This window comes from Limnoglobus sp., from assembly GCF_059499385.1.
In genome coordinates this window covers 146,793-171,931 of record NZ_JCABYM010000106.1, presented here as the reverse complement: position 1 = coordinate 171,931, position 25,139 = coordinate 146,793, and the positions used below count along the sequence as shown (strand labels likewise).

At 61.5% G+C, this 25,139-nt stretch carries 19 protein-coding genes and 1 pseudogene; 5 read left to right on the top strand and 15 right to left on the bottom strand.

The annotated features are described in order from the left end of the window. The first annotated feature begins 3 nt into the window (after positions 1-3). Positions 4-2,796, top strand: a complete 2,793-nt coding sequence (locus tag AC5JJ2_RS18730) for a DUF499 family protein (RefSeq protein ID WP_495859544.1) — start codon at positions 4-6, stop codon at positions 2,794-2,796. Between the two features lie 111 nt (positions 2,797-2,907). Next, the gene (locus AC5JJ2_RS18725; protein WP_495859543.1) at positions 2,908-4,746 is read left to right on the top strand and encodes a DUF262 domain-containing protein; all 1,839 of its coding nucleotides are present in this window, start codon (positions 2,908-2,910) and stop codon (positions 4,744-4,746) included. 38 nt (positions 4,747-4,784) lie between these two features. Here the strand turns inward: AC5JJ2_RS18725 and AC5JJ2_RS18720 are convergent, their stop codons facing one another. From AC5JJ2_RS18720 to AC5JJ2_RS18680, 9 genes are all read right to left on the bottom strand, one after another. Further along, the gene (locus AC5JJ2_RS18720; RefSeq protein WP_495859542.1) at positions 4,785-5,444 is read right to left on the bottom strand and encodes a ubiquitin-conjugating enzyme family protein; all 660 of its coding nucleotides are present in this window, start codon (positions 5,442-5,444) and stop codon (positions 4,785-4,787) included. Continuing rightward, positions 5,444-6,610: a nucleotidyltransferase domain-containing protein gene (locus tag AC5JJ2_RS18715; protein WP_495859541.1), complete on the bottom strand. Its 1,167-nt coding sequence runs from the start codon at positions 6,608-6,610 to the stop codon at positions 5,444-5,446. Before AC5JJ2_RS18715 ends, AC5JJ2_RS18720 begins: the two co-directional genes overlap by 1 nt. Beyond that, on the bottom strand, positions 6,607-7,830 hold the full coding sequence (locus AC5JJ2_RS18710) for an SAVED domain-containing protein (RefSeq protein WP_495859540.1): 1,224 nt from the start codon (positions 7,828-7,830) through the stop codon (positions 6,607-6,609). Before AC5JJ2_RS18710 ends, AC5JJ2_RS18715 begins: the two co-directional genes overlap by 4 nt. Next, positions 7,827-8,294 (bottom strand): ubiquitination-like system serine protease family protein, encoded by a 468-nt coding sequence (locus AC5JJ2_RS18705; RefSeq protein WP_495859539.1) that lies wholly within the window; start codon positions 8,292-8,294, stop codon positions 7,827-7,829. The genes AC5JJ2_RS18710 and AC5JJ2_RS18705 overlap by 4 nt, the downstream gene beginning before the upstream one ends. Continuing rightward, positions 8,291-9,466, bottom strand: coding sequence for a ThiF family adenylyltransferase (locus tag AC5JJ2_RS18700; RefSeq protein ID WP_495859538.1), 1,176 nt, complete (start codon positions 9,464-9,466; stop codon positions 8,291-8,293). The genes AC5JJ2_RS18705 and AC5JJ2_RS18700 overlap by 4 nt, the downstream gene beginning before the upstream one ends. Further along, entirely contained in the window at positions 9,441-9,740 is a 300-nt protein-coding gene (locus AC5JJ2_RS18695; RefSeq protein ID WP_495859537.1) for a multiubiquitin domain-containing protein, read from the bottom strand. The genes AC5JJ2_RS18700 and AC5JJ2_RS18695 overlap by 26 nt, the downstream gene beginning before the upstream one ends. 81 nt (positions 9,741-9,821) lie before the next feature. Next, positions 9,822-13,226, bottom strand: coding sequence for an ATP-dependent helicase (locus tag AC5JJ2_RS18690; RefSeq protein ID WP_495859536.1), 3,405 nt, complete (start codon positions 13,224-13,226; stop codon positions 9,822-9,824). After that, positions 13,213-13,812: a hypothetical protein gene (locus AC5JJ2_RS18685; protein WP_495859535.1), complete on the bottom strand. Its 600-nt coding sequence runs from the start codon at positions 13,810-13,812 to the stop codon at positions 13,213-13,215. Before AC5JJ2_RS18685 ends, AC5JJ2_RS18690 begins: the two co-directional genes overlap by 14 nt. Further along, entirely contained in the window at positions 13,809-14,624 is an 816-nt protein-coding gene (locus AC5JJ2_RS18680) for an RNA polymerase sigma factor (RefSeq protein ID WP_495859534.1), read from the bottom strand. Before AC5JJ2_RS18680 ends, AC5JJ2_RS18685 begins: the two co-directional genes overlap by 4 nt. Before the next feature lie 314 nt (positions 14,625-14,938). Here AC5JJ2_RS18680 and AC5JJ2_RS18675 point away from each other — a divergent pair, with 314 nt between their 5' ends. Beyond that, on the top strand, positions 14,939-15,964 hold the full coding sequence (locus tag AC5JJ2_RS18675) for a tyrosine-type recombinase/integrase (RefSeq protein WP_495859533.1): 1,026 nt from the start codon (positions 14,939-14,941) through the stop codon (positions 15,962-15,964). A 586-nt stretch (positions 15,965-16,550) separates the two neighbouring features. Here AC5JJ2_RS18675 and AC5JJ2_RS18670 read toward each other — a convergent pair. The 6 genes and pseudogenes from AC5JJ2_RS18670 to AC5JJ2_RS18645 all read right to left on the bottom strand — a co-directional run bounded on the left by AC5JJ2_RS18670 (position 16,551) and on the right by AC5JJ2_RS18645 (position 22,942). Beyond that, entirely contained in the window at positions 16,551-19,712 is a 3,162-nt protein-coding gene (locus AC5JJ2_RS18670) for an RHS repeat domain-containing protein (RefSeq protein WP_495859532.1), read from the bottom strand. 44 nt (positions 19,713-19,756) lie between these two features. After that, positions 19,757-20,302 (bottom strand): IS5 family transposase, encoded by a 546-nt coding sequence (locus tag AC5JJ2_RS18665; protein WP_495859531.1) that lies wholly within the window; start codon positions 20,300-20,302, stop codon positions 19,757-19,759. 8 nt (positions 20,303-20,310) lie between these two features. After that, positions 20,311-20,553, bottom strand: a pseudogene (locus AC5JJ2_RS18660) (transposase); the annotation flags it as partial. Between the two features lie 59 nt (positions 20,554-20,612). Beyond that, positions 20,613-22,172: a hypothetical protein gene (locus AC5JJ2_RS18655; protein WP_495859530.1), complete on the bottom strand. Its 1,560-nt coding sequence runs from the start codon at positions 22,170-22,172 to the stop codon at positions 20,613-20,615. Between the two features lie 157 nt (positions 22,173-22,329). Beyond that, on the bottom strand, positions 22,330-22,611 hold the full coding sequence (locus tag AC5JJ2_RS18650) for a hypothetical protein (RefSeq protein WP_495859529.1): 282 nt from the start codon (positions 22,609-22,611) through the stop codon (positions 22,330-22,332). Between the two features lie 16 nt (positions 22,612-22,627). Then, complete coding sequence (locus tag AC5JJ2_RS18645) at positions 22,628-22,942, bottom strand: hypothetical protein (protein ID WP_495859528.1); 315 nt, start codon at positions 22,940-22,942, stop codon at positions 22,628-22,630. Positions 22,943-23,506: 564 nt separating this feature from the next. Between AC5JJ2_RS18645 and AC5JJ2_RS18640 the strand changes: the two genes are divergently transcribed. Both AC5JJ2_RS18640 and AC5JJ2_RS18635 read left to right on the top strand, forming a co-directional pair. Further along, the gene (locus AC5JJ2_RS18640) at positions 23,507-24,535 is read left to right on the top strand and encodes a DUF932 domain-containing protein (RefSeq protein ID WP_495859527.1); all 1,029 of its coding nucleotides are present in this window, start codon (positions 23,507-23,509) and stop codon (positions 24,533-24,535) included. A 101-nt stretch (positions 24,536-24,636) separates the two neighbouring features. After that, positions 24,637-24,960: a DUF6166 domain-containing protein gene (locus AC5JJ2_RS18635; protein WP_495859526.1), complete on the top strand. Its 324-nt coding sequence runs from the start codon at positions 24,637-24,639 to the stop codon at positions 24,958-24,960. Positions 24,961-25,139: the final 179 nt, after the last annotated feature.

The following is a 25,139-nucleotide window of genomic DNA, read 5'->3' as shown; positions in this document are numbered from 1 at the left end:
CCGATGGAACCGTGGTACAAGCTGGTCACCCCCCGAAAGGAAGTCCGCGAGGGACGCTCGTTCAACCCAGACGAGTTCGCCATCCATCTCGAACAGGTGGTCGCGAAAACTGCCCCCGAGGACTACCGCGACCCGGCATCGTTCTTCAAACGGACGTGCTTCACCCGCGCGCTCCGCGAGCACACCGGCATGGTGCTACGCCGTCTCGCCGGACAAACGAATAACACGGCTCCAGTGATGACGCTCGTCACCCAGTTCGGTGGCGGTAAGACGCACACGCTCACCACGCTCTATCACTTGGCAAGTAACGGTTCAGTCGCCGGCAAGTTCGACGGCATCCAGCAACTCCTCTTCAACGAAGGGCTGCCCGAAGTCCCCAAGGCACAAGTCGGCGTGTTCGTCGGGAACGCTTGGGATCCTCAGCCAGGCCGAGAGACGCCGTGGATCGACCTCGCGCGGCAACTCGCCGGCGATCGCGGGGTGGAGATCCTCGGGCCGGCGGCGAAAGACTCTCCTCCCGGTACTGAGACGCTAAGCAAAGTGTTCGACGCCGCGGGCGGGTGCGTGCTCATCCTCTGCGACGAGGTGCTGAACTTCGTCAATCGGCACCGGAACATGGCCGAGCAGTTCCACGCCTTCATTCAGAACCTCTCGGTCGCCGTGACGGGCCTGACGCGCACCGCAGCCGTCATCAGCTTGCCGCGAAGCCAGGTCGAGATGACCGAGTGGGACCAGCAGTGGCAGGAGAAGCTCACGAAGGTCGTCCGGCGTGTGGCGAAAGATCTCATCGCAAACGACGAAAGCGAGATTGGAGAAGTTCTCCGCCGACGGCTTTTCGACGATCTCGGCAGTGACACAAAGCGGCGAAACATCGCGAAGGCGTTCGCTGACTGGGCATTCGACCGGCGAGCACAACTTCCACCGGAATGGACGGCGGTTGACTCGACGCTCACCGAGAAGAAGGGGAAGGAGTTTCTTCAGAAGCGGTTCGAGGACGCCTACCCGTTTCATCCGGCGACAATCTCTGTGTTCCAGCGAAAGTGGCAAGCCCTCAGTCAGTACCAGCAGACACGGGGCACGCTCGCGATGCTCGCGCAGTGGATCTCGAAGGCGATGGAGGACGGGTTTCGCCGGGCGCGGACGGAACCGCTCATCACGCTTGGGTCGGCACCTCTCGAAATCGTTGAGTTTCGGAGCGTGGTGCTCGGGCAAATCGGCGAGTCACGGCTGAACGCGGCAATTGATTGCGACATCTCCGGTGAGAACGCACACGCCCGTGCGCTCGACGCGGACTCGAAGGGTGAACTTCGAGATATCCACCGACGGGTGGCAACGGCGATCTTCTTCGAGTCCACTGGTGGGCAATCCGACAAGGTTGCTCACCTCCCCGAACTGCGGTTTGCACTCGGCGAACCTGGCATCGACACGACCTCCGTCGATAACGCTGCATTCGCTCTCGAAGGGAAGGGCTACTACGTCCGCAGGCAGGGGTCTGACGGTTTCCGCGTACACCACCAGCCGACTCTCAAGAAAGTGATGAGCGACCGGAAGGCCTCGCTTGACCCTGATACGGAGGTCCGCCCTCAACTCCGCTCACTCGTGCTGAAGCAATTCGAAAGGGCGGCGACGATCGCGCTCACGGCGTTCCCGTCGGATAGCGGAGATGTGGCGGACTCCCCGAAGCTGAGTCTAGTTTTGATGGATCCAGAGACAGAATGGACGGGTACCAGCGCACAACGAAGGACGGTTGCGGAGTGGATTTCGCAACGGAACGGCACGAACCGCCTTTATCCGGCGGCCGCTGTGTATTGCTTCCGAAAGCCAGGGCGGGAGTACCGCGAGAAGGTCGAGAACTGGCTCGCGTGGAAGCGGGTCGCTGATGAGGTGGCGAAGGGCCAACTCGCTGGAGAATTCGGTCCAGGCGAAAAGGCAGACCTCAAAGGTCGGGTCAAAGAAGCGGAAGAGATGGCGGAGGAGGAGGTGTGGGCGTGCTACTCATTCATCGTGTTTCACGATTCGTCTGAGGACGATCGCCTCAAGGTTGTCAACCTCGGGGCCGGACACAGTAGCTCCGGCGAATCGCTGGCCGGACGGGTCCTGACGGCCCTTCGCTCTGGGGGGCATCTGAACGAGGGAGTGAGCGCAGGGTTCCTTGACCGAAACTGGCCGCCAGCACTCAAGGCCGAGGGCGTGTGGCCACTCGTGTCGTTACGACAAAGTTTTCTGAACGGCTCACTGACCCGCCTCGTCGATCCGGACGCCACGCTCCGGCAGAAGCTTGTCGAGTTTGTCGAGAAGGGTGAGATGGCAGTTGGCTCCGGGCAAACCCCCGAGGGTGGATTCCAGCGTCTCTGGTACCGGGAGCCGATTTCACGTGACGAGATCACCTTCGACGCGGGCGTGTTCCTGGTCACGAAGGCGAAAGCCGAGGCGCTTCGCACAAAACCCGTTAAACCCCCTGAGACACAGACGACGCCTACCGCGGCGGTGGTTCAGGAACAAACGACGGTCGTGCAGCCGGGAACTGGTTCGGGCGGTGCCACTACACCTGCGGCAACGACCCCGGCCAAGCCCGGGAAGACGAGCGTCACGCTCTCGGGCCAGGTACCGAGCGATCAGTGGAACCGTATCGGCACGAAACTCCTGCCGAAGCTCCGGAGCGCGGGGGAGGTACAGGTGGAGATCGCGTTGTCGGTGACAGTGCCTTCGGACCAAGCCACCGGACTGACCGGCGAGGTGGCCCAAGTCCTTGCCGACCTCGGGCTCACGGATGCAGTGAAGGTGCGGACGAGTTGATCATGCCTCGACTACGTGTCGGTCGAGAGTTTGGTCAAAGGCAATGCCGCCATGAATTGATCCCCACTGTATCGGGGTCAGCTTGTCGAGGCTTGTAACCTTGAGGTCATGATGGACATCTCGCCCGACAAGCAGAACATCGACCGAGTGTTCTCGAACACGTCGTACTACATCGACTTCTACCAGCGCGACTACCGGTGGACGGACGAGCCGGTGCTGCGGCTTCTCGACGACTTGTTCCACAAGTTTCGCGAGCAGTATGCCCGTTCCAAAGGGCTGGACCCGAGCAAGGAGGCGATTGGCCGCTTCCCCTGGTACTATCTGAACACCTACGTGACGAACGTCGTGGACGGCCGGGTGTACGTGGTGGACGGGCAGCAGCGGCTAACCACTCTGTCGCTCATCCTCATCAAGCTTCACCATCTGGCCAAGCACTACTCGTCCAAGCTCGCCGGCTGGATCGATAGCAAGATCGCGGGTCAGTCCGGGTTCGAGCAAGAGTTCTGGATGAACCACGTGAAGCACAAGGCGGTGCAGCAGGCGCTCTTCGACGGCATCGACCCGAAGAGCATCGACACGAGCAGCGGCATCACCGCCCAGAACATGATCGCGAACTACGGCACGATAAGCGCGTTCCTCGACAAGGAGCTGAAGGACAAGCGAAGCTTCGAGATGTTCGTCTTCTACTTCCTCCACCGCCTGGTGCTCATCAACCTCGCCGTCGAGCAGACAGATGTGTCGATGGTGTTTGAGGTCATTAACGACCGCGGCGTGCGCCTCCGCCCCTACGAGATCCTGAAGGGCAAGCTTCTCGGCCAGATCGACAAGGTGGAGCTGGACAAGGACGACTTCAACGGCCTCTGGGAAGGCCGGGCGATGGCGATCAACGAGTTCAAAGAAGACGAGATGGACAGCTTCTTCCGCTTCTACCTGAAGGCGAAGTTCGCCGCCACGCGGAAGGAAGGGCAACGGTTCGACGGGGACTACCACCGGGCGATGTTCACGCCCGACATGGACGAGAAGCTCGGCCTGCTTCACAACCCGTCGAATGTGAAGGCGTTCCTGAAGGGCGAGTTCACGTACTTCACCGAGCTGTATATCAAGTTGTGGCAGGCCTACTCCACGGACCAGAAGCCACTTCGGTCCGTGTTCTACAATGCGCTCCTCGATCTCGACGCTCCGTTCCTGCTGGTGCTCTCCGCCTGCGTGCTGAATGACCCGGAGGAGACTGCAAAGATCAAGGCAGTTGCCTCCGAGATCGACCGGTACTTCTCGCTACTCCAGTTGCAGAGCGCTTACGACAGTAACGAGTTCGCCGACTCGCTCTTTAAAATCTCGGAGGCAATCCGGGGGAAGCCTGTAAGCGACTTCCGGTCGGCGTTCGACGCCCAGTTGACCGCAACCATCGCAGCGCGGCGGAACGTCAAGGAGGCTGAGCCGCTCAGTTACCCAGCCTTCCGGCAGACAGGCATCAACCTGAACCCCCGCTTCAAGCGTTACTTCTTCTCTCGCATCGACGAGTTCCTGGCGGTGGCGATGAACCTTAACCCGAAGCACCCGATTGCCGACCTGGTGACCAAGACCGGGGCGAAGACGGGCTTCCACGTCGAGCACATCCTGTCGTGGAATGACGAGAATCGCGCCTTGTTCGACGATGACGACGAGCGGTTCGAGCAGGAGCGGAACCGCCTCGGCGGAATCCTTCTCCTAAAGGGCAAGGACAACATTTCCAGTAGCAACGAACCGTACAGCGAGAAGCTGAAGTCCTACGCAAACACCCTTTACTGGAACGAGACGCTGAGAAGCGACAGCTACAAGTCGAAGCTCGACATGAAGGCGCTGAAGGAGAAGCACGGGCTGGATCTAGAGGCCCTCGACGAGTTCGGGCCGGAGCACCTCGAAGCGAGGCACAAGCTCCTTTTCAAGCTGGTAGGCATCATCTGGGGATAACAGGTGGCGACGACACCGGCCGGCGCACTGTGCGCCTCTCACTCGTCAGTGAGGAGTCGATATTGCCGGTGGAACCAGAGCCTTCCGAGCCGTTGCCGAAGCTTGTTCACGCTACGGTTGTGACAGCGACCCAACCTTTTTTCGCTTCCGCACGGACAGCGAGCCTTGTTCGCTCGCCTTCGCTTCAATGACGCCAAACGGACGAATTCTTGGGCCGCCATCCGGTCTGTGACCCTAAACAGACTCGCAAAGTGGTCTCGGAGCCCGTCTGGACCGTGGTCGAGTTCTTTGTACGGCATCACCCCGTATTTCTTGAAATATGAGTAGCCGTAGAGGTAGGGAATAGCGACGGCCTCCACAAACGTGATGAGCGTAGCGGAAGCGTGAAGATGCAGCCTGACCGCGGTCGGCGCGCCGAGACAGAGTGAGCCGCCTTTCAGCTTGTGAAAGTCCGGCGGAATGCGCCCGCCCGTCTCATAGACGTCCGGAATCTCGGCGGGGAAGCCGATCGGTACTTCGAGCGAAACCTCGTAGATGTCTTCGAGCGGCTCACCGAGCGGCCCCTGCACGCGGAACGCAAGCTCCCCCCGGATTTTCAGTCCCGCGTTCTGGGTTGGAGCCACCCGCAGTCCCGGATACCTCTGGAGAAGTTCGTCTAGCTCCCAGCGCCGGTAGCGTTCGCGGACGGTTTCAGTCATCAGCGCCGTCCCCAAGGGCGGGGTGCCGACGGGATGAAGATTGTCGGCGCGGCATTGACGATGACGGGAGCGGGCGTGACCTTTCGCTCGAATCTCTTTGCGTCCTCCTCCGTGAGATCTGCCGCGAAGAGCCTCTCTACTTTTTGGCGAAGCCCGGTGCCGCCAATAGTCGCCGCGAGGTCCGTCACGTCGCGTTTCACTGAGGCGTGCCACTGCCAGAAACTCTCTTCTAGCCTCGGGTCGTCCTTCCACTTGTCGGCGTAGTCCTCTGCCGGGTCGGCGGGATTTGGCACGCGCGGCCTCTGATCCCGCACGAAAGTCGGCATCCTCTCGATGATGTTCTTGAGGGCTGTGGCCAGGTCCGTCTCGCCGAAGTAGGCGTGTGCCGCGAGATTCGTGATGATCATCGAAATCGGCGCAAGCTCAGGTGACTCGCGGAACATCACGTCGCGGTGTCTCTTCAGCAACTGGATGCTCTGCTGAAGCGTCGTCTTCCATCCGTAAGGAGGCACTTCCTCGACCGAAGCCTTCGCATATCCTTCCACGATCGCGCGGGTACGTCCGAGTAAGGCACGCTCTTCGAACCACGCGGCGAACCCCCGGGGATTGCTGCTCGGCCAGAGCGGGGTGATTACGCGGTAGTACTTGTCGCGCTTGTCCGTGATCGCCACCGCCCGACGGGCCAGTTCGCGAGGCACGCCCAGCCCGGCGATTCGCTGGACGATCCTGTCGTCCTCCGGGACGCACGGCAGGGTGTCCAGGTGGAAGTTCACGTCGTCGGCGTACTCAAGCCGCCAGCACCGGTTCTTCTCGATGACGGGCGCAAGCATGTTGTGCGCCTTCGCGTAGCCCTTCACCTCGGCTCCGTAGAGTTCCTTGAGTTGCTGTTGGCTGAGGTCCGCCTTGCGGAGGTTCTTCAGCACGCAGACGTTGTCGAGATCGTAGACATCGTCGGCGTTGATTGGTCGGTTCACGGTGCCGAACCGGAACGATCCTTGCGGCCGCACGTCAGGGTCGAACGTCGCGAGCGCGGACTCCTCCCGGTGCAGCCACTCGGCGAGGGACAGGTGACGGTCGGCCGCTTTCTTGTAAAGCCACTCGGGGATGCTGATGCTCTCGACGATCAGTCCGAGGAGCCTGCTCAAATCGCTTCGCTGGTCAGTCATGTATGTTCTCCTAATGGAAGGTCTAAGGCGTGGACAAACCCACCCTGGTGGTTCACCTGGTCGTAGATGCGCCACGGCATTTCCGCTTTCGGCATCCGCACCCGGCCGAGTTCGATCGCAAGCGACACCGGCGCGACCGGGAAGATATTCAGGAGAGTCGTCTGGCCGTGTGCGGCCTTAATCCGGTCCAAGAGAGGCCTCATCAACTTCCGGAACTCGGAGAGTTGGTCACGGCTCTTGACGAAGTCGTTCCCGGGCTGAGGAACCGAGACTCTCCACACAGACGCCTTCGGGCCGAGCACTGCGGTGAGCCGGTCGTGGGTGACCGTCGCGCTGAGGGAGAGGAGTAGGGCCGGCTGGCCTTCCGTTGTCGGCGGCTCCGTCACCTCAAAGGGCTGCGCTACTCCGCCCGTCGGCCAAGTCCACGACGGTGGTTCGCGGTGCCTCTGATAAACGTCCGCCGAAGTAATGTCCCCGAGGAGGTCGCCAAGAAGAATGAGAAGTGGCTGTGGGGCGAGCGCGAAGACGGAGAGGTGGTGTAACTCTCCTCCGGCAATCCGTTCGCGGACTCTCTGGTCAAAGTGCTTCCGCAGGTGGGCGGACTCCACCCGCCAAAACTCCGGCGACTTGTCCTGTAGCGAGTTGTTCGCGGTCCCGAGGATGACCGGCCTCGGCTCCGTCGGGCGGCGATCCGGAAACATTGCGCCCGCGGTTTCGTTGAACGTGAAGGGCGAGCCGTGATCGCCCACGTTTGTGCCGTACACGAGCACATGGCTCCGCCGTTCGGGCGCGATCCCCGTAGCGATCTCAATGCGCTTCTCGTGCTCCTCTTTCCACGAGCGGAGCATTCCGGCGGTGTACTTCTTGCTACCCTGCGCCTGGTCGATTTTGGTGTGGCACTCGTGGCACACGAGCATCAGGTTCTCGACCTCGTTTAGTTCTTCGTCGGTGATCCCGGCGTGCCCGCGCGGACCACCAGCGCTGAACGCCCAGATGTGGGCCTTCTGGGCGATGTTTGCCTGCTCCTGCGTGACGGACGAGCGGGAGAGAATCCTGTTGCACCCGTCGAACTCGCAGCGACCAGCCGACCGGCCCCAGAGCATCGATTCGACGGGGCGGCGGATGTCGCGGGAAGGCGACGTCACCTCGGACGGGTTGGCCCGCGGAGTGGCGGACTGTTGTTTAGACCGCTGCTTGGGCTTCGTGACTTTCTTCTTCATTCTGGGCGAGTTCTCCTGGGTCCGAAGACACGTTCTCGTAGCCGTAACCACCAATTGGTCACCTCGCCAGTAGCGGGGGGCGCTGGCGGGAGTGGCATCGTGGGCGAGACGGGCGGGGCCGTATCATAGTGACGCTGCCTCTCCGACTTCTCCCGTCGCTGTGCCGCTGCGACCTGCGCGTCGCTCCACGGCAGCGCTTCTTGAACGCTTCCGTGGTCGATGACGTAATGCGATCGACAGGGGAGGGTCCAACTCCCGATCGACGGCCACAGCGAAACAGATTCCCCGTTGAAGGACATCTCCCAACCGACGGGGGATAGCGGAGTCACCACCTCCTCGCCGCAGCCGCAGCAGCAACTGTGCGTGGCCGTGCAGTACTCCACCGAAATGTAAAGGACGCCCGGCTCCAGCACCTCCGGGATGGTTTCTACGAATCGATGTTGGAGCCTTCGGCAGCGTATCATGCGAGGTCACCGTTCAAGAGCAGGTTGCCGTCGGTCGTGTACGTCGAGTGGTGCTCCCGCTCGGCATCGCGGTAGAAGCCGCGAATCTTCTTCCACTTCACGATGGCCAGCACGGCGTTCACGGCATTCAGGTCAGCGACCTGGATGTTCGACGCGTAGATATCGCCCGCGCCACCGCCGGCGAACGAGACTCGCCCGCCGTGAACGTGGTCTCGTTTCTCGGGCGTGCTCGCAGTCACGCGGAGGATACCGCCCAGGGATCCGTCCACGAGTTCCAGCCCCATCCCGACATCAATGAACGCGGCTCCGATGGCTTCGAGGCGGGCCACGACTGCCCGCTTGTCCTCGCCCGCATCCATGCTGAGAAACGCGAACGTCGTCCCATCAAGGAGGTGAAGGTTGTCGGCCTTGAGGAACGTCTTGTGCGCGACGATCCGCCGGTGCATCCGAGAGTAAATGCGCTTGAAGTACTCGACCTTCGGATGTATCTCGCGAAGCTCCTCGATCGAGGGTGCCCCTGGAGCACGAAACGCGTTGTGCTGGAGGAACTCGTCGCCGTCGAAGAGACGGATCTCTCGCACCGGTGTCTTCGCGATGAAATCCAGGATGTACGACCCGGTCCCGCCGACGCCGATGATGGACACGGTCTCGCTCGCCAAGCGATCGCTCAGCGCGCCGATCCCCGCCCGGGCGGACGCCGTGTCCAGGTAGTTAAAAACGCCTTCGCCCTCGTCCTCCGGTGTCCGGAAGACTCGTGGGGACGCGCCTGGCACCAGCACAGCGGCGGGACCGGAGATGACCCCGGCGTAGGTGGTCATCTTCTCGTGGTAATCGGCGTATCCGCCGTCCGGTTTACTCGACAGGTGGAACTTCGCGGTGATGCCGTTGCCGAGGTTGTGGTCGCCGGCACCGTTCCCGATCCCTTTGAGCGGCGTGCCGTCGGCGTTACACGGGAACACGCCGTCGAACCAAACTTGGTGAGAGTCGGGCTTCTGCGTCACGTCCCCAGCCATGTTCAGACTGGAAATGAGCGTCCCCTTCCGCACGCGCCTTTCGGCGGTGACGTAGGGGACCTCGCGCATGACGAGAAGCGCGCCCCGGATTTGGACGAAGTATCCGTCCGTCCGGAGGCGCTTCAGGTCCGGACTAAGATTGAACGGTGCGAGTGACATTGAATCGGGTTCCGTTTCGGACTTCGACAGTTCCGCCCTGGCCAAGCTCACCGGCGGGCGGCGCGGAAGCGGCGTGGCTGTAGGTCACGGAAAACACGACGTTCGGGTCGTGCGAGCCGGGGAATGCGAGTTCCACGACTTCGTCGAAGGTCAGCGGGCTGTGGTTGACCGTCTTGTGCCGCCCGTTCACGTTGATTTCGAACTTCTCGGCGGGGCGTCCTTCCGGACGCGCCGCCCCCGTCTCTTCGGTGGTTGTGTTCGTCTCGTTGCTCATCTCAATAGCCCTCCTTCTTTCCCGCGCACCGCGCCGGGGGTATAGAGGGCTAATCGCAGCGGCTGGAAGTGACCGGTAAGATCAGGACGAGATTTTTTTCGTGAGCGTTCCGGCGGGCAGCCGGCCGCAAATGAAGAAGGACGGGCAGCGCGGGCAGGTGATGGTTTCCTTGAGGGGGAAACGGCCTTCCCGGAGCGCGGTCGCCATTCCCTCAATGGAGGTCTGGCGGTTGCCAAGGACTTTCGTCGTCATCGAGACCGGCTTGATGTCGGCGTCGCCGAGAAAGACGAGTTCGACCGTGCAGCCGGGTGTGTGCGCGGTAGCCGCGAGATGAAATGCGGCGGCGGCGAGTTCGTCTTCCTCTTCGCCGACCCGGTGGCCAGTCTTCACGCGGCGCATGACGATCTTGTCTTTCGCATCGCTCACGACCTGGTCCGGCGTGATGACGATCTCGCCGCCGACGACCGGAAGCCGGAGACGGGGGACGGCTCGTGTTTCCAGTCCGGCAACACTTTCCGCTAGAAACTTGAGAAGCTCTGACCCGATTCGCTTGTACTCGGAGGAGTAGCCGTCGTCCGCCGGGCCGTGTTCGTCCCAGACTCCATCGAGCGACGACTCAAGCTCAGAGTGGGTCGGCCCGGATCCAACGCGGGATGCGGCACCGTCCACGACTTTCTGGACGGCAACGTGAAGTCGCATGAACGAGGTTTCAGTTCGACGTCCCCCGACCTGAAGAATGTGCGTGTAGAGAAACCGGCGCGGACAACGCTCGTAAAGACCGAGCTGGTTGTCGGTGAATGAAAACGACCCTTCGATTGTCAGGGAAACCGGTGCGCCGGCCTCGTCCGGCGGGAGCTTCAACTTGGGAGTAACCGTGCTCGACGAGACGTGCGCACCGAGTCGGTCGATGAATGGCGAGCGGGGCCGGGACCTTCCGTTGGATGTCTTTGTCGGGGAGTAAAGGCAGAGACGGTCGCGCGCACGCGAGAGGGCCACGAAGAACAAGCACTCCTGCTCCTCGCCGAGTGCGGCATACATCGCGTCGAGGCTCTTTCCGCCCGCTCCCTCGATAAGGCCGTCGGGCGGGATGATGCTCTTTGCGAGCGAACTCTTGGGTGATCGCGGGATGCTCGCACTGGTAAGGCCCGGAATGTGGACGACCTCGAACTCAAGACCTTTGGACCCGTGCATCGTCATGAGCCGAACGGCGTCGATTCCCTGGGCGCAAGCCGGGAGCTGCCGCAGCTCTCGGTCATCGGAGTGGAGAACCAGTTGGCGAATACGTTCGAGTAGACGCGTGATGGGGAATCCCGAGCCGCGCGTCGGGGTGCGAAGGAAGTTCATGAACTGCCAAATCGCAATGGCACGCGCCCTTTTTCGGACGTCAGGCGTGCCCGCGAGGTCAGCGGCAATTCGCGACCGATCGAGAAGGACCGTGATCAAAACTTGCCACGGGTTCGCGTCGCGCCCGAATCCGTCGAGGAGTGCCGCGATCCGCTGAAGGCCATTCCGACCCTCCGGAGAAAGCCCCTCCGCGCTGCCGATAGCAGCGACCCACGCATGCGGCTCGGCGTTCTGTTCCTTCAGATGCGAGATGAGCCGAGCGACATCGTCCAGCGGAACGGCGTATCCATGCATTGCCGCTACCCGGACGAGTCCCATTGCCCGCCCGTCTACCAAAAGCGAGAGAAGGCTGAGCAGATCCTTGATCTCCACGCGCTCGAAAAGGCTTCCGAGATAGAGGATGGGAATTCCGAGCCGCTCAAGTCCCTCGGCGAACCGCCCGAGCCGATCGTTTCCGGAACTCAAGATCGCTTGGTCGCGGTAGCTGTGACCCGCGGCCCGCATCTCCTCGATCGCTTCGGCGACGGCGGCTACTTCCTGGTCGTCGGTCTCAACCGAACGATACACGGCTTTGTTACCGGAACTGCCGCGATTCGCAGTGAGCGCGATTTCGCTCCCTTGGATGCTCGGCATCTGCGCGGCGAAGGTCAGAAACGAATCGATCACCTCCTGTGTGCTTCGATAGTTCGTCGTCAGTCGGTCGCGTTTTGCACCCGGGAAGTCCTCACGGTCAAAGCGGACCATGTTGTAGGCCGACGCGCCACGGAAGCGGTAGATGGACTGCTTGTTGTCACCCACTGCCCACAGGTTGCGGCCATCGCCCGCGATCGCCTTAATCAACCGGACGCTGCTCCGGTTCACGTCCTGGAACTCGTCAACGAGGATGTGCTGGTAGCGAGACGCGAGGTGCGATCGGACGTCTTCGTGCGATTCACACAGCTTCACCGGCATCGCCACGAGGTCACCAAAGTCCACGCACCCGTTCGCCAGTTTCAGTTTCTCGAACGCCTCGAAGACGGTTGCCACTTCAAGGCAGCGATCAGTGGATTCGAAGTCCTCGCCGGTCGCACGCATCGCCTCCGCGCGGGCACGGTAGGTGGCAGCGTCGGCCGCCTCGTCGCTCGCACGCGAGATCGCGGACAGGATTCTTCCGAGAGCGTCGGAGGGATCCCAAAGGTTTTTGAAATGGACGAGGTTGAACTTCGGATATTCCTTCAGGAGCAGCTCTACCGCCTCAGCCCGGTCGAGTAGGCGTGGGTCAGCCGGAAGCCCCAAGCGGTCATGGAATCGCCTGATGATGTCGAGACCGAAACTGTGAAAGGTCCCCGACCAGATCTTTGCAGCGGCCTCGGGGTTCTTCGCCGCGACCCTCTCGGCCAGTTCGCCGGCCGCTTTGTTCGAGAACGTGAGAATCAGGATCGTCTCTGGATCGACGCCCCGGCTCAGCAGGTGTTCGACCCGGCCGACAAGAGTTTGAGTCTTTCCGGTTCCCGGTCCGGCTTCGAGCAGAAACGGGGTTCCTTCGTGTCGGGCCACTTCGGCTTGCTTGGGTGTCAACGGCTTCGCTGACGGATCTTCCTTCGGAGCAAGCACGACCTGGGGAAGGAGAAGGGCATCGAGAAGTTGCTGTGCAATTACCGAGAGAGGTGCTCCGAGGCTTCCGGCAATCTCAGCGGCAGACGCACCGTCCAGGTAGAGCTTTCGCAACCACGAGCGCGGCAGAAGAAACTCACGAGCAAAAAGATCCATCTGAACTTCACGTCGTTGCCGCCGGCTGTAATCGACGACACGCTCTACCCCCACGGGCGCGGCCTCAGCGGGGCGAAGGAAATCTATCTCGGTCGTGATCAACGACTCCGACTGACCGCCGAATTCGACGTGTCCGATTTCATGGACGATCAAGAATGCGTCGGTGAAGTCGTCGCCGCTGGCTTCGTGCAGGATGAGAAGTGCGTCCGGATCATAGACCGCACGCCCCCCGTGCAGACGAACGTCACGCTTTGGCACGCGCTCGACGACGAGCTGTCGCCTCGCGGCCTCGGCACGGGCGAAAGCATATGGCTTCCGTGGATCGTGCTGTGCGGCGATCGCGGCAGCGTGAAGTTCCTCGGCCCTCTGCCTGCTGACCTCAAGGGAGTTCATCTTCGTCGCACTCCTTGAGGAGGAGGAGGCGCTGCTCGTCGGTCATCTCGGTATCCAGGACGAGCTGCCGAAAAGTCGTCCGCCGCTGTGGCCCCGGCTTTTCATCCGACTTGAACGCCAGTGCCGCCGGCGTTTCCTGTGTTCGAGAGAGCGACGATAAGACAGTCTCGAAGGGCTCGCTCGCCGCTGAAGCGATTCGACGAATAGTGGCTTTTGGAATCGGTGGATCAACCAGTCCGTCTCGGAGAGCCACTAGGATCGAGCGTGGGATTTTCACGGCTGTGGCGAGACTTGCGAACGCCTGCCCGCGATAGCGGGAGAAGAAATCAGCGGCCCCAGCGGCGGCGGTTTTCTCGGGCGTACAGCCGAGGAATTCTGTCCAAGCGGCCTCTAGTCCAGGGTCAGCCTGGTCGGTGGCGGGCTCGGCAGTGATCGCGTCGTTGAGCCGAAGTTCTGACGATAGGTCGATGAGTTCTTCGGCGAGTTCGGGATACTGTCTGAGATAGCGCTCCAGAGTCGCCCGATCGTGGCTCGCTTCGACTGCGAAGGCGTAGAGGATGGCTTCCGAATCCGTTGGCTTTTTCATACCTCTTCCTCCTCTTTCAGGGCGTCGCGGAGTTTCTTGAACGCCCGGTCCCGCCGGTTTCGCACCGTTTTCTCGGAACACTTGAGGATTTTCACGATGGTGATCTCCTCGTCCTTCGGGTCGATCGGGATCTCCTGGAGGAGCAACTCGACCACCCGCCGCTCGTCATCTGGCAGTACACTAATCGCTCGAAGTAGCTTCGACCGGTAAAGGAAATCGAGGCCATCCTCCTGAGGAGACCCTAGCTTCGAGAGGGCAAACTCGACCTCTGGTGAGGGCTCGCCAGGTTCGCTCTCTGACTCCAGAGGTTCGTTGCGAGATGTCTTGCGCCGAACGGAGCGCTGGACGGTAGTCCGAAGCGCTGCCACCGCCGCGTTGAACCGGCACTCATAAAAGTCGAGTCGCTCGTCGTACCCCCGCCGGTCCTCGCAGAGCATCACCTGAAACTTGTGCAGGACACCATCATGGATCTCGCGTTCGACCGAGTTTTCGGCCTGCTTTTGCGTTCCCGGCATCCGCCTCTCAGCCACAGGAACAGCCGACATGACCCTCCGTCTCAAGATGGCGAAGAGTTCGCGGTGTGCCGCTTCATCGTTCAGAGAAGAGGGCCTGCGGACAAAGTAGAGCACGCACTCCGAGGGAATGAAGTTCGGGTCATTCTTCTCGCCTTTGCGGGCTTCTTTGATGCGGGCTCGCTCGACCAGCTCCGTCGGACTAAGGAGCAGGAGGCGAGCGTGGACCGACTCAATTTCAGGCGGCCGGCAGTAGAGGTCGCCGTTCTCGTGCTTTTTTCGAAGGGGGGCAGTGGGCATGGCTTGTCTCTCGCTCTCAGCAGCCTGAGTCATCGCTGTCTGGTCATACTCTGGTCCAGCCCGTTTGAAGGCGATCAGTAAAGCGTAGCTTCGACAGAGACTCAAACAAGCCGATTTAGCTGCGGAATGCCAGCGGTTTCGGGAAAACCGCGGCTGGTGCGCACGTTGTGGCATACCCCATACGATCGCTTCAGGCCGTCGAAGCAGCAGGCCGCAAGCTCACGAAGGACAGACAGTCTTCGGTTCGGAAATTCGATGGCGCGATTTCCACGCCTGCGTTATATGTCGCGAAACTCACTTTGCGCGACATAAGAATGAGCCTCAAAAACGCCCGTGACGGCACCGCTCTGGTGCAGGTTTCGCACCCGGCGGACGCTGCTCCCGCGTTCTCGGAGCGTGCCACGGTCGAGAACTCTAAGTTACGGCAGCAACTGGGCGAAGCCTGCGCCGCATGGCTGATGAAGTCACAGTCCGGAGAGACCCGGAACGGCTACTCGCGAGATCTTGCCCAGTTTTTGCGGTTTAGCGGCATGCCGCGCGGCGCTTGGGAGTTTCTAGCCGCCATTCGCCCAAGCCACGTTGCGAGCTGGCGAGATCACCTTCTTGAGCGAGGTCAGACGAACACGACCGTAAGCCGCAAGTTAAGTGTCGTCCGGTCGCTGTTCAGTTACCTTCGGGAGTATGGCTACACCGGGGCTAACCCCGCGGACACATCCTTCGTTTCGGCTCCCGTTCCTCCCCGCGACGGGAAGACTGTCGCCCTTACGCCGCAGGATTGCCGACGGTTGCTGGACGCCCCCACTACTGACTCTCCTGAAGGCATTCGCGATCGAGCAGTTCTTGCGACACTTGCTTTCACCGGATGCCGCGTTGGTGAGCTGATGCGGCTTCGCGTCTCCGATTTCAAATCGACTGGCGGCCACCGTATCTTGGAAGTCCGCGGTAAGGGCGGGAAGGAACGACGTGTGCCGCTGCACCCGGAGGTCGCCGAACGGCTGGAGACATGGATCAGCGTGATCGCAAACGCTGAGGAGGCAGCGCCGCTGTTTCGGCCAGTGAAGTCACCACGCGGGAAAGGAGAAGATGGATTCCTCGATGCGGCGCTGACACGACGTGGGGTACAGTATCTGGTTGAGCGGTACGTCAAGAAGCTCGGACTCGATCCGAACGTGACGGTTCACTCGTTCCGGGTGACGGCGCTAACGACTGCTCGCGAGCGTGGAGCCGATCTCGTGGATCTCCAAGACTTCGCGGGGCACGCAGATCCGCGAACGACCTTGACCTACATTCGCAACAGGGATCGACTGAGTCGGAGTCCAGCCTACGTTTTAAAGTACTGAGGCTGCACCATAACGTCCTTTATGGTGCAGCGTGCGGGAGTATGCAAGACGCGTGTAACGCCACCCGCTCCAAACCGCGGGCTATCGTTGAGGCAGGAAGTCTTTTTATTTAGTTGTGCGCCGAGTGCTGCACCGCTTACCCTGGGTCGCAGCTTCATTCGTCCAAAACTCGGATTCCCGCTGTCGGAGAGGCAAATTCGGCCCTCCATATAACAACACTGCTGCAAGTCCACATTGAGCATTAACGTCACCATACTCAGCACCCTTCCAGAGCCAGTACAAATGAGTTGGCGTGTCGCCAATGGCCCCAAAGTGGATTCTTAGTGCCCTTGCCGCCTCAATGTCGCCCTGAGTTGCGAGTCGGAGCGATTCATCTAACTGTATCACGTTCAGAGTGTTGCCCTTGTTGAGAGGCGTCCACTCTGTATAGGGATCGTCAGTCTTTTGAGATCCCGACAAAACTCCAGAATCGACCTGAATTTGAGCGTTTTTGGGGGGTATGTCAGGTTCTTTTACTGTTGAGCAGCCGAATATGCACAACCCGAGAGTCGCAATTAATTTGTGCCATCTCATTCGAATATCAGGCCTATTTCTGTGGGTAAAACGTAACCCAGTTACCGGTGTTACTCAAATCCGGACGCGGAGAAGCCCACGGTCCCGGTTTTGGATCGGCAATGACATGCCGACCCCAGCGATCAAGCCAAAGTAGCCGGCTAGGCGCTATGACAGGAACTCCTAATTCGGATGCCAACGCTTGTGCAAAGCCGTTCGGGAGGCTGCCGGTGCCACAGGAATATAGCAAGACATGACCTCCTGGGCGCTTGATCTTATTCGCAGTCACCGAATCTCCTGTGATAATTGTAGCAAGGTCACTTGGATATAAGTCAACCGCTGGCTGTCTACGTTCATCGAGCACGCTTGAGCCGCCCCCATGAACCAAGACGCTAGCCTCGTTAGCGGGCGAATCGGGCAGGTTTGATGTAAACGGCACATATCGCGGGTCGCGCTTGTTCGTAGGTTGCAAACTCATGTCTGGTGCGAGGCCAAGTTCATCAACGTATCGAATTGGTTGTTGATCAACATATCCGTACAGGTTGTCTCCTCCTCGATAGTCGATTGGATCTCGTGACAGCCAGCGGCTCAGCTGCGGCGCGTACCATCGGAAAGTCGCCAACATCGCCCCTGCTACCCCGTCGCGGTAATAACCAACTTGCCCTCCGTATCGGAACGGATTGACATCACTCCCACTGGAGTAAGTCTCCTTCCCATACCCATCATATCGGTAGGAATCCACGACAGCTCCTATGTCGTCCGTCATCTGCCTCGTCTCGGCTTGCGGGCCAAAATGATACCAAAACGACTCATTTGAGCCGATATAGCGCTGTGAGATCAGCCCTGCTGGTCCCCACGTGTAGGAATAATTCGGCGACGCGGACGCCACCTCGCCAATCAACGTGCTTCCCGAGAACACGTAAAACGTCTTCGCCGAGCTAGTCGAAGTGGGATACCGCATCACCCGCTTCCCGCCAGCGTCGTATCCGTAGGTCAAATCATCCGTCGAAGTCTGCTGCCGCTTCAGCTTGTTCCGGACATCCCAAGTTAGTGTCGTACTTGGCATGCCTCCGCCCGACACCGCCGTCATGTTTCCGTCGGCGTCGTAGCTAGCGCTCCCGCCAGAGAGAGACGAGATCTTGTTCGCGTCGTCGTAGCTCGCGAACGTGGAGCCGTTGTAGTCTGTCATGTTTCCGGCAAGGTCGTAGACGTAGCTCCTTGTGTACGCTCCGGTTCCGGTGCGGGCTTCTGCGGTCAGGCGGTACAGCGCATCGTAGGTGTACGTGACAACAGAGCTATCAAGCTCCGTCACCTCCGTGATGTTCCCGACCGTGTCATTCCCGCCGTCGTACTCAAGGTCGTAGCTCGCAAACGGCGTGGTTCCGAGCTTGTAGAGAATCTGCGTCGGCCAGCCCCGGTCCTGGTTCCAGGTGTAGGTCAGGTTCGTGCCGTTCTCGTTCGCTTGGGTCTTGAGCTTCCCAACCCCGTCAAACGTAAAGGTCGTCGTCTCCCCGAAGCTGTTCACGACCTCGGTCATCCGCCCCGCTCCGTCGTAGTCGTATGTCCAGCTTGCGACAGTCGTCGTTCCGTCCTTCCACTCTAGCGAGAGGAGCGTGTTGTCCGGGTTGTAGTCGTATTCGAGAACCTGGGCGTTCGTGAGCCCCGAGGCGCTCCAGTCGTAGGACACCGTCTCGACTTTCCGGCCTGCGGTGTAGGTGTAGCTCGTGGTTCCCACTTCGTCCGTCACCGAGGAAACCGTTCCATCGTCCCGGTAGACGTAGGAAATGGGCGTGCCGCTTCCGCCGTAGGGGACAAGGTTTATCTCATCAACCCGTCCCGAGGCGTCGTAGGAGTACTCCTTCACGTTTCCGCGGGTGTCCTCGGTATCGGCGAGCCTGCCGTAGTCGTCGTAACGGTAGAGGATGTAGGAGCTGTCTGGGTAGAGCGTCTTCTTAAGCTCCCCGGCAAGCCCGTACTCGTACTCCGTGTCCTTGCTCCGGGCGTCGGTAAAGACCGTGGTCCGGTGATCCGCGTCCTGGGTCCACGAGAGGCTCTTCGAGAGCGGCATATCCACCCCGGTCAACTTTCCGCAGACCGCGCAGAAATCGTACGCCGTCACCGCTCCCGCTTCGTCCGTCACAGACTGGAGCTTCCGGTAGTTGTAGGCATAGTCCCGGTACTTCCCGTCGGGGAGCGTTTCCCTCGTCGTTCTTCCCGCCCCGTCGTAGGCGAACTGAAAGGCGATGTCCGTTCCCGTTTCGGGGGTCTGGACGATCTCGGTGACATTCCCGGCCCCGGTGTAGGTCGTAAACTGGGTCTCGTTCCCCGCCCCGTTCGTTACCTTCTTCAGGAACCCGTAGTTCGGAGAAGAGCTACTCGTCTCGTACTCGTAGGTTGTGGTCCCTGTCGGAGAACCGGTCGGGGGAACTACGGTCAAGACTTGCCCGTATGAATTGTAAGTCTTCGTCCAAGTGTTCCCGTCGCCGTCGGTGATCGAGGTCGGGAGGTGCGGCGTCGAGGAGCTTCCGTACACGAGCTCGACCAAGGTTCCAAGAGTGTCCGAGATCTCGGTTACGTCAATGCCGTTTGAGGCGTAGGTGAATGTCCAGACCCCGCCGTTGTTGTCGTCAATCTCCGTGACTTTGCCTTTCGAGTTGTAGGTAAAGTCGGTCGTGACTGCGCCGTCCGAGACCTGGGTTACGTTGTGGCTTGTATCGTATTGAAAAGTGTAGACCGCTCCGGCGCTCGCCCCGTTCATCGTCGGCAGCGTGGTTCGTATCAGCCTTCCTTCCGTGTCGTAGTCCTGTTTGGTGACTCCGCCTTTAGAGTTCGTTATCTCCGAGCGGTAAAAGGCTCCTGAGCCGGGAGTCGCGAAGTAGTTGATGTTTGAAGACCCGCCCGTCCAGGACATGTTCGCTAAGTGAATGATGTAGCCGTAAAGGCTTCCTTGGGCGATGTAGCTGTAGGTGATGGTCGAAGCAGTGTCTCCGTCCTTCGTCACGTCCTTTATCAGGTGCTGCTCGCCGCTCGCCGTGTAGTACGTGAGGTCAACCTTCTCGATCACTGTTCCCGAGCTGTTTTTCCGCTGGATAGAAGAGATTCGGTCGTTCGAGTTGTAGTCGATAGTCGTGTAGTGTCCCGTCTCGTCTTCCGTCACCTGGGTGAGACGGGGGTGGGTACTGTAGGTGAACGACATCGTTCTTCCGGTGCTCACCTCTTCCACTTGTACCGGAGCCGGTTTCATAACCGTGCGAGGGCGATGAACGCACAGGCAAGTGACACGAACCCGTCGTACAGGTGGCACTCTCGCTCGTACCGGGTGGCGACCCGGCGGAACGACTTCAACCAGGCGAACGACCGCTCCACCACCCACCGCCGCTTGAGCCGCCGCAACCGCCGGCCGTCGTTGACCGGGGGCTTCGTCCGGTTCCTGCGGTGCCTCGCCAGCAGCCGGAACCCGTCGAGGTCGAGCTGCTCCCGCAGCGGGTCCGAGTCGTACGCCCGGTCGGCCAGAACCGGGACGCCCCACGGGACGTCGACCGTGAGGGGGATGTCGGCCAACGCCGCCGGGGCCAGGTTCACCTCGTGGACGCTCGCTCCGTCCGTCGCCGCCCCGAGCGGGGTACCGTTCCGGTCGGTGGCGAGTTCGACCGTCGTCCCCTGCCCGAGCCGGCACGGGCTGACCCCGGCACCCCCCTTTTGGCCTCGACGAACGTGCCGTCCACGACCAACTCGGACGTGTCCAGCCGCCCGGCGGCGTCCAACTCGGCCAGCACGAGCTTCCACACCCGGTGCCACACCCCGGCCTCGGTCCACTGCTTGTGCCGCCGCCAGCAGGTCACGCCGGACGGGTAGCAGGCGGGCATCTGCCGCCACCGCAGGCCGTTCCGCAGCAGGTACACGATCCCCTCGAAGCACGCCCGGTCGTCGGCGAACGGGCGGCCCCCCTTGGGGTGCGGTGACGGGGGCGGGAGCAGGGCCCGGACCCGGTCCCACAGCCGGTCGTTCAACTCTCGTTCGGTCTTGGCGTCGGGCATGGCGAACCTCCGTGTCCGCCGACATCCTCGGGGCGGTCGGAGGTTACGTCAACCGGGGGTTACGAAACAGGCTCCGGATGCAACTGGCCGCCTGTCTGTGTTGCCCAGGTAATCACCTGCGCATTCCCGGCTGGGTCAGTAATCTTCGTCAGGTTCTTCCCGGTAAACTCATACTCCCAATTCCCGGCAGCCCAGATCTCTCCCGGAGGACCTGCGTTCGTGAGCTTGTGCCCGCCGGAGATCGTCTGAAAAGTTCCCATAAACCCTGCGGGGTTCGTGATCGAGCCCGACCAGGAGCCGAGGTAGAACTCGCTCCCGTCCGCATCGAGGAAGTAGCGAGAGGAGCCGTATTGGTAGAAGCCGATCGAGTAAGTGAAGTTCCCGTTCCTGATGCTGGTCTGCCGCGCACCGACGAGCGTGAGTTGGGAGTTCACCGTGATGTCGACGTCCATCGGAGCACCACGGCCTCGCTGCCCGGAGACGCTGACGGTCACTTTGGCGTTCCCGGTCGCGGGAGCGACTGCTCCTTGGGCGCTCATCGTGCGGTAGGGCGATGGGCTGCTCGTCGACGCTGCGCTCGCGCCGTCACCCGCTCCGCCGCAGCTTTGAGTTATCTCTCCGCTGCTCCTCGGAGTAGTTCCCGGCTCGTAGAACGTTCCCGGCCGGCAAAAGATGCTCGCCGTGGTATTTGCCGTCATCCCTTCGTTGTCGGTGACGGTGAGGCTTGCGTTGTACGTTCCTGCATCAGTCGGGCTGAAGCCTACTGAGCCGTTGGTCGAGGCGGACATCCCGAAGCTGTTTGGCCCCGTAACGGACCAGGCCGCCGAGCAAGTTGCCTGGGAGCCGCTCGGGTTATCGGGATCGTAGGACGCGTTGTAGAACAGGGTGGACGAGAGATTCTGCGAGCAGTACGAAGCAGGGTTTGCGACCGCGACGGGAGTGCTCGTTGCGTAGCTCGCCGTTACTGACTGAGATCCGGTTACGGTAACAGTTCCCGCGCCGGTTCCTTCGATGCGGGAAGTTCCACCAACTCCGTACGTGTTCGTGGGCGGTGCCACCCTGTAGTAGGTAGTTCCCAAGAACGTCTTCGTCGATCCTCCGCCGCATCCGAGATGGGCTTCGCTGCTTCCGGATTGCGACGACGAGCCGCTTTCCGTGATTCCACCGCTCCCCTGCGTTGCGGAAAATGTCCCCGAGCCGAAGACATAACCGCCGTAGCCGATACGGCTCCCGTTCGGTCCCGAGATGCTGTAGCTGGCACTTCCTGCCGACGAAAGAGAGATGTCTCCAGGATACTTTGCCCATATTTTGAATCGGTACTCGCTGCTTTGCTCGTGCACCCCGCTTCCGGAGCTTCGAGTGACCATCATTTGGGTATCGAGCGTTAAGGAGTTGCTCGATGCACTCGCCGATGAGGTCTCTGCGTAAGTACTATCGCTTGAGTTGTCGTTCTGGCTGGTGATCTGGTGGTCGCTACTGCTCGGGATTCCGGCAAAGTAGTGAGTTCCCTCGAAGATGAAATCAGGCGCGGATTGAGCGCGAGCCTCAAATCCGTGAAGGCTTAGGCTCATCACGATCAGCGCCAGGAGGGACCTCGGTCGATGCAATTTAGCGATCATGGGGGACCTCCGTGATGATGAGATGCCATGATCTCTATCACGTTCAAAAACGCCAATAAACCAGCGTGGCCTTGCGGATTATCCTCCCCTTGCCCCGCGTGGGTCTTTGCCGCCCCGAGAAGGAGGCCCGGTGGTGCGGGCCTAAACAAAAAACCGGTCAGTAGTCGTCCGGCAGAAGCACGGTCGTGACGGAGCGGTCGGCCTCGGTGATCACCCAGAACTTTGTTCCGTTTGTCGCCGTGTAAGCCGACAAGAGCCGTGTCCCGTCTCGTAGCGCTTCGTCGTTTGCCGCCTGGTCGTCGGCGTCAACCTCGCCCCAGTCCCCTGAGACGTGTCGACGGAGTGCGGTGACGATGTCTGGCTGCGTGACGGCACCGAGCGCCGCCGGCGTTGCCACGATCTGCCCGAGCGGGACCGGCAGCAGGTGCGGAGGGACCATCGTGTCACCTCCTTCGTTACTTCTCGGACCCGGCCGGGTTCTCGTAGATCCAGACCATCGCCATGTCTGCGACCTTCGCGACAAGCGGGAGGTCTTCTCGGCCGAAGCTGGTCGAGTCCTTCCACTTGTCCTTCTGGTCCTTGTAGAGGCGGGTGATCTGGACGTTGTACCTCGGGCCGTTCTCGGTGTCGTTCAGCCAGACGGCGGCGCGGATTCTTCCGAGCCGCACCTCGTGAACGGGCTTGTTGCCTGCCTTCTCGTCGCGGACTTGGGGTCCAGGCGGCGCATCACTGCGCGAGGCCGCCTTGTCGGGACCTTGTCTCGTAGCCATGGCTACGCCCTCGAAAGGAAGCGAATCGGGCGAAGTGGCAGCGTGTGGTTCCCCGCTGCGCGGTAGGACCGCGAATCGTTCGCGATGGTTTCGGGCCGGCGAATCCCGTTTCGCAGGCAGCCCGCAGGTTCCCCTGCGGGCATGGTCGTTGTCTTGTCCGTCGAACTACGTCAGCACGCATCGGTTGTGAAAACCGAACTGCACCACCGGTCTCCGCGTGCCGGGGGGCGGCGCGCGGAGTCGGCGTTTGTTGCTTCAGAGCCGCGGTTACGACGAAAAGAGCTGGTGAACTTGGGCTGCCGTTAGCACCGTCCGGCAGGGATAGCAATCACTCAGACCGCCTCGATGCCGCCTCACCTGTTGTCATTCGCACGGCGTGCGTGATACGCCTCGGCCCGTCCGGAGGGCGGTATCCCGGCTCGCTCTTTAAGCGGTCCCACTTCGATAGATGCACACCCCGACCTCGCGGCCGTCCGCGTCCCGCACGGCCCAACCGAGAGGCCGGTGGTGCAACCGATTTGGTTTCTCAACTCGCCCATCCCCGATCCCTTCCGAGGACATCCCGTGACAAGACACCTGACCCGCGCGAGCGGGGAGCTGTTCCGCCGCGCGCCGGACGAACGCTTCTCCGATCTCGACACCCTCCTCGCCCACTGTAGGCGGGAGAAGGAGGAGTCTGCCGACCGCTGGCACCCGCCGCAAGCTCTCGCCCCCGAACCGACCCCGGACGGACGGCTCGGGGTGCGGGCCGGCACAGACGGCATGTTCGCGCTAAACGACTGGAGCTTCGGACAGCTCTGCGGCCTCGCCCACGTCAGCAAGGACACCGTAAACCGACTCGCACCGGCTACGGCCGCGCAAGTCTTCCGCGAGACACTCCCGGGCGGAACCAAGCCGCTCCAACTCCTCACCCAGGGAGAAGGCGTTCGGTCCGTTCACGGAACGGCCTACACGCGACTCCACAACGCGGACCTCGTCTCGGTGCTCAAGGACTACGCGACCGACTTCGGCCCGCCGCAGGTAGGCGTGAACGGCGGGACCGGTCTCTACTGCGGAGAGCAGGATCTCTTCGCCTTCCTCATCGATCCTCTCGGCTGGGCCGAGATCGACGGGCAGGCGTTCGCGCCTGGGTTCTTCGTCTGGAACTCCGAGGTCGGGAAGCGCTCGGTCGGCATCCAGACGTTCTGGTTCCAGAAGGTGTGCGCGAACCACATCGTCTGGGACGCGGTCGAGGTCATCGACTTCAGCCGCAAACACACGGCGAAAGTCGGTGACGCGCTCGGCGAGATCCGAAGGCACGTCGAGGCTCTCGTCCGGAAGCGTGACGAGCGGCGGGAGGGGTTCCTGCGGGTGATCCGGAAGGCGATGGAGCAGACCCTCGGGGACGACGCCGAGGTGGTGATGAAGGAACTCGCGAAGCACGGACTTTCGCGGAGCCTCGCGAAGCAGGCGCTAGAGTCCGTTTCCGGCGGCCGGTTCACGATCTTCGCAGTGGTCGATGCGCTCACGCGGCTCGCGCAGAAGGCGGAGTACGCGGGCGACCGCACGGCCCTTGACGTCCAGGCGGCTGCAATCTTCGCACTCGCTGCGTGAGGTGACGCCTTGCGAGAGGTGGGTCCACGCACCACCGCCCTCTCGCCTCGCAGGTCGCAGCTATCCGTTGCGGCCTCTCCGACTCACCACAGGATGCGACGATGAAGACGTACACCGGAATCCGGACCGAGCAGGGCTGCGCCGTGACCGTCACCGACGGGGACAGTAGCCGGGGACTTGATCCGCGGTTTGATCTCCGCACGCACTCGCCCGACGGGTTCGAGTGGGGATACGGCGGGAGCGGCCCGGCCCAACTCGCGCTCGCCCTTGCCGCGGACGTGCTGGGGGATGACGAGGCCGCGCTCGACATCTACCAGCGGCTCAAGTTCCGCGTCGTCGGGAGACTGACGACAGAGTCTTGGTCGCTCACCGCGGGCGAACTGGCCGACGCCATTCGTGCGCTCCAAGCGACGGGCAGTGAGTGAAGCATGCTGCACACGCAGCGTAGGTTCGACCGGTGGAGGTTTCCCTTGCACCACCGGCCGGCCACGTTTGCCGTGCGTCTTTTCTCCTCGGAAAGATCTTCCCTTATTCGTCTGCCGTCGCCGTCGGGGGGGGTAGGGGGGGTGGGGGTGGTGGCCCCCCCGTCGACCCCCCCCCGGGG